The 4,927-nt window shown below is 38.2% G+C and carries 5 protein-coding genes; all 5 read left to right on the forward strand.

The features are described 5' to 3' along the window. Positions 1-52: 52 nt before the first annotated feature. The 5 genes from gpmI to ACGHIN_RS16450 all read left to right on the forward strand — a co-directional run bounded on the left by gpmI (position 53) and on the right by ACGHIN_RS16450 (position 4,904). Positions 53-1,594 carry a 2,3-bisphosphoglycerate-independent phosphoglycerate mutase gene (gene gpmI, locus ACGHIN_RS16430; RefSeq protein WP_390456019.1) on the forward strand — a complete coding sequence of 514 codons (1,542 nt, stop codon included), beginning with the start codon at positions 53-55 and terminating at the stop codon, positions 1,592-1,594. 135 nt (positions 1,595-1,729) lie between these two features. Beyond that, the gene (locus ACGHIN_RS16435; protein ID WP_390456022.1) at positions 1,730-2,707 is read left to right on the forward strand and encodes an acyl-ACP desaturase; all 978 of its coding nucleotides are present in this window, start codon (positions 1,730-1,732) and stop codon (positions 2,705-2,707) included. A 123-nt stretch (positions 2,708-2,830) separates the two neighbouring features. Beyond that, entirely contained in the window at positions 2,831-3,262 is a 432-nt protein-coding gene (locus ACGHIN_RS16440) for a BT0820 family HAD-type phosphatase (protein WP_390456025.1), read from the forward strand. 65 nt (positions 3,263-3,327) lie between these two features. Next, positions 3,328-4,137, forward strand: coding sequence for a type I methionyl aminopeptidase (gene map, locus ACGHIN_RS16445; RefSeq protein ID WP_390456027.1), 810 nt, complete (start codon positions 3,328-3,330; stop codon positions 4,135-4,137). Beyond that, positions 4,137-4,904 (forward strand): class I SAM-dependent methyltransferase, encoded by a 768-nt coding sequence (locus ACGHIN_RS16450; protein ID WP_390456030.1) that lies wholly within the window; start codon positions 4,137-4,139, stop codon positions 4,902-4,904. The genes map and ACGHIN_RS16450 overlap by 1 nt, the downstream gene beginning before the upstream one ends. Positions 4,905-4,927 lie beyond the last annotated feature (23 nt).

Consider the following 4,927-nt stretch of genomic DNA (forward strand, 5'->3'; position numbering starts at 1 on the left):
ATTCTTTTATTCATAGTAAAATAGATAAATTTGTATGGTTAAATCATACATAATGTCAAAAAAAGCAATACTAGCAATCCTTGACGGATGGGGATTGGGAATGAATCCTGATGTTTCAGCTATAGATAAAGCAGATACACCATTTATAGACAGTTGTTATAAGAAATTTCCTCATACAACACTGGAAGCAAGTGGTTTGGCGGTAGGTCTTCCGGCCGGGCAAATGGGAAATTCCGAAGTAGGACATATGAATTTAGGAGCGGGAAGAGTAGTGTACCAAAACCTGGTCAAACTTAATATGGCTGTTGAAAATGGTACTTTAGGTCAGGAACAGGTGATTCAGACAGCTTTTGAATATGCTAAAAGAGAAAATAAAAAAATACACTTCATCGGGTTGGTTTCCAATGGAGGAGTACATTCACATATCAATCATTTAAAAGGATTACTAACGGCTGCCAAAGAATTCGGTTTGAATGAAAACGTTTTTGTTCATGCTTTTACAGACGGTAGAGACTGTGATCCGCATTCAGGACTTGGCTTTATTGACGAGCTTCAGAAGCATATGGAAGTTACCACCGGAAAACTGGCAACCGTAACAGGAAGATATTATGCAATGGACCGTGATAAAAGATGGGAGCGTGTGAAATTAGCTTATGATGCATTAACAGAAGGAGTCGGTTTACAGACTACAGATGCGCTGGCTGCCATTAAGGCGTCTTATGAGGCAAATATTACGGACGAATTTTTAAAACCGATTATCTTGGTGAATACCACTGCTACAGGAAATGTAGTACCGGTAGCTAAAATTGTAGATAATGATGTGGTAATCTGCTTTAATTTCCGTACAGACAGAGGCCGGGAGATCACAGAAGTGCTTTCTCAAAAGGATTTTCCGGAATATTTTATGCGTAAATTGAATCTGTATTATATTACATTGACTAATTATGATAAAACCTTCCTGAATGTGCAGGTGGTTTTTGATGAAGAGGTGTTGCAGAATACGATGGGAGAAGTGCTGGAAAGAAACGGGAAAACCCAGATCAGGATTGCAGAAACGGAAAAATATCCGCACGTTACCTTCTTCTTTTCAGGAGGCCGGGAAAAAGAATTTGTCGGCGAAAGAAGATTACTTTGTCCAAGCCCGAAAGATGTTCCCACCTATGATTTGAAGCCGGAAATGTCCGCTTACGATATTACCAATGCCATTCTTCCCGAATTGGAACATGAAACCGCCGATTTCATATGTTTAAACTTCGCCAATACAGACATGGTAGGACACACCGGGGTTTTCGAAGCGGCAGTAAAAGCAGCGGAAACGGTGGACAAATGTATTGAAAAGGTAGCTACAACAGCTTATGAACACGGGTATGCCGTATTCATCCTCGCCGATCACGGAAATTCAGATGTCATGATCAATGCGGATGGAACACCGAATACACAACACTCAACCAATCTGGTTCCGCTTATTGTGATGGATAAAGACCATACCTGGAATCTGAAGCCTGGAAAACTGGGAGATATTGCTCCATCCATTTTGAAAATAATGGGGGTTGAAATACCGGAAGTCATGACAGGTGATATTTTAGTAAGCTAAAATCAATAATATTGTTAAGGGAATATCGTTATTATTTTAATATCGGTATTTTTTTCATGATTAAAGTCAGGCATATAACTCGCTATGCTTTAAATAATAAAATCATATCTTTGCACATTAAATCTAAATTGTAAAATGTATCAAAATCTTGTTAGGAAAGAAGTAATGGGGATTTTAGAAAAGGAAGTAAGTTCTTTTCTGGAAAAGTTTTTAACGCCGATTGAAAAAATCTGGCAGCCTTCCGACATGCTTCCAGATCCTTCAAGTTCTGATTTTAAATACGATTTAGAGGAAATCCAGACTTTTGCCCGTGAAATGCCTTACGATCTTTTTGTGACCCTTATTGGAGATTGCATCACAGAAGAAGCATTGCCTTCTTATGAATCATGGCTAATGGGTGTGGAAGGAATCAACCAGGAAGAAAAAGTAGGCTGGGCCAATTGGGTAAGAGCATGGACTGCCGAAGAAAACAGGCACGGTGATTTGTTAAATAAATATCTTTACCTGTGTGGAAGAGTAAATATGAGAGAAGTTGAGATTACTACTCAATACCTGATCAACGATGGTTTCGATTTGGGAACCAGTATGGATCCTTACAAAAACTTCGTGTATACCAGCTTCCAGGAAACCGCTACCAATATTTCTCACAGAAGGGTAGGTACATTGGCAAAACAATCAGGAAACGCTAAATTGGCGAAGATGTGTGGGGTGATTGCAGCAGATGAAGCAAGACACGCTAAAGCATACAAATATTTCGTGGCGAAAATTTTAGAAATCGATCCTTCTGAAATGATCATTGCATTCGAAGACATGATGCGTAAAAAAATTGTAATGCCTGCGCATATGATGAGACAGTCCGGACAAAAAGTGGGTGAGCTTTGGGAGCATTTCTCGGATGCAGCTCAAAGATGTATGGTGTATACAGGACAGGATTACATCAATATTCTAAAAGATTTGCTGGATGAATGGAAGATAGAGCATGTAAAAGGACTTACTGAAAAAGCAGAGAAAGCTCAGGAATACTTAATGAAATTACCGGGAAGATTACAGAAAATTACTGACAGGATCTCTACTCCGGATCAACAGTTTCAATTCAGCTGGGTGAAAAATTAGTTCCATATTGTCATAAATTATAAAGTAAGAGTGCTGATTGTTTTTGGCACTCTTTTTATTTCTTATCTTTGCAAATCTTATAAAAACAAAAACTATAACCTAAAAAGCAAAAAAAGAAGAAAAATGCTGAACAATAAGAAAATAGCGGTTGATTTTGACGGAACTATCGTTGATGATGCTTATCCGGGAATAGGAAAGCCAAAAACTTTCGTGTTTGAAACCCTGAAAAAATTACAGTCTCAGGGGTATAGATTAATTCTTTGGACCTACAGACATGGTAAAACATTAGAAGAAGCCATTGAATTCTGCAGAAATCACGGAATTGAATTTTATGCAGTCAATTCAAGTTTTGAAGGAGAAGTTTTTGATTCTGAAACACAGTCAAGAAAAATAGATGCAGACTGGTTTATTGATGACAGGAATTTAGGAGGCTTTCCGGGTTGGGGAGAGATCTACAATATTATTAATGAAAGAATAGAATTCCGTGTAGAAGGAAAAGAAGTTTTAGCCTATTCCAAGCTTAAAAAAGAAAAGAAAAAAGGATTGTTCTGGTAAAATAAATCTAGCAATGTAACCAGTATTATTACACTGCTATATTTCTACATTGGAAAATTAAAAAAATGATTCAGTTAAAAACAATAGAAGAGCTTCGTCTGATGAAGCAAAGTGCACGTTTGGTTTCCAAAACATTAGGAATGTTAGCTAAGGAGATCAAACCAGGTATTACCACTTCATACCTAGATAAATTAGCTTATGATTTTATTAAAGATCATGGAGCCGAACCTGCCTTTTTAGGCTATGGCGGTTTCCCGTATTCTTTATGTATTTCTCCTAATGAACAAGTGGTTCATGGGTTCCCGAACAACGATATATTGAAAGAGGGAGACGTACTTTCAGTAGACTGCGGAGTTATTTTGAACGGCTTTGTGGGGGATCATGCATATACCTTTGAAGTAGGAGAGGTAAAGCCTGAAACCAAAAAATTATTAAAAATTACTAAAGAATCTCTTTATAAAGGGATCGAACAATGCATCAGAGGAAAAAGAATAGGGGATATTTCTCACGCCATACAATCTTATTGTGAAAAAGAAGGGTACGGTGTGGTAAGAGAACTGGTGGGGCATGGCTTGGGAAGACAAATGCATGAAGATCCACAGGTTCCCAACTACGGAAGACAGGGAAGCGGAAAAGTGATCAAAGACGGCTTGGCCATTGCTATTGAACCGATGATTAACATGGGAACAGAGAAAGTGAAATTCCATAATGACGGATGGACGGTAACTACATTGGACAACCAGCCTTCTGCACACTTTGAGCATGATGTGGCTGTGATCGACGGAAAACCTGTTTTATTGTCTACCTATCAATACATCTATGAAGCTTTAGGTATTGAAAGTGATGAAGAGAAGCGTTTCCAAATGGATTTTTAATGAAAAAAGTCACTAAGCTTTTATTAAATAAACTTCCTCGTCCTATGCTCATTACCATGAGTATCTGGGCAAGACCGCTTATCTATCAGTTCTTTAAGGGAGACCGGTTTTATGACCCTATAGACGGAAAGTCTTACAGGAAATTTCTTCCTTACGGATATGGTAAACAACGGGAAAATGCTTTGTCTCCGGGAACTTTAAGCTTGGAAAGGCACCGTCAGATGTGGCTGTATCTTCAGAATGAAACCGATTTTTTCATAAAAAACTACAAGGTATTACATATTGCACCGGAACAGGAATTTTTAAGGAAATTCAAAAGAATGAGGAATCTGGATTATATTTCGGCTGATTTATTCTCTCCGATCGTAGATGTAAAAGCTGATATTCTCGACCTTCCTTTCGCCGATGAAAGCTTTGATATTGTTTTTTGTAACCATGTGCTTGAACATATTGAAGATGATGCCAAAGCCATGAGCGAATTGTACAGGGTTATGAGACCCGGAGGTTGGGGGATTTTCCAGGTACCGATGAAAAATTCGCTGGAGAAAACGTATGAAGATTTCACCATTAAAGACCCTAAAGAACGCCAGAAACATTTCGGGCAATATGATCACGTCCGTTGGTACGGGATGGATTATTTCGACCGTTTGAGAAAAGCGGGTTTTGAAACAGAACCCAATTTTTATTCTCAGAAATTCTCACAGGAAGAGATCAGGAAATATGGATTAAGGCATAACGAAATTCTGCCCGTCGTATTTAAAAAATAAATAAAAACGCCTTCATTTGAAGG

It is taken from the genome of Chryseobacterium barbadense, assembly GCF_042849955.1.
Classification (GTDB): domain Bacteria; phylum Bacteroidota; class Bacteroidia; order Flavobacteriales; family Weeksellaceae; genus Chryseobacterium.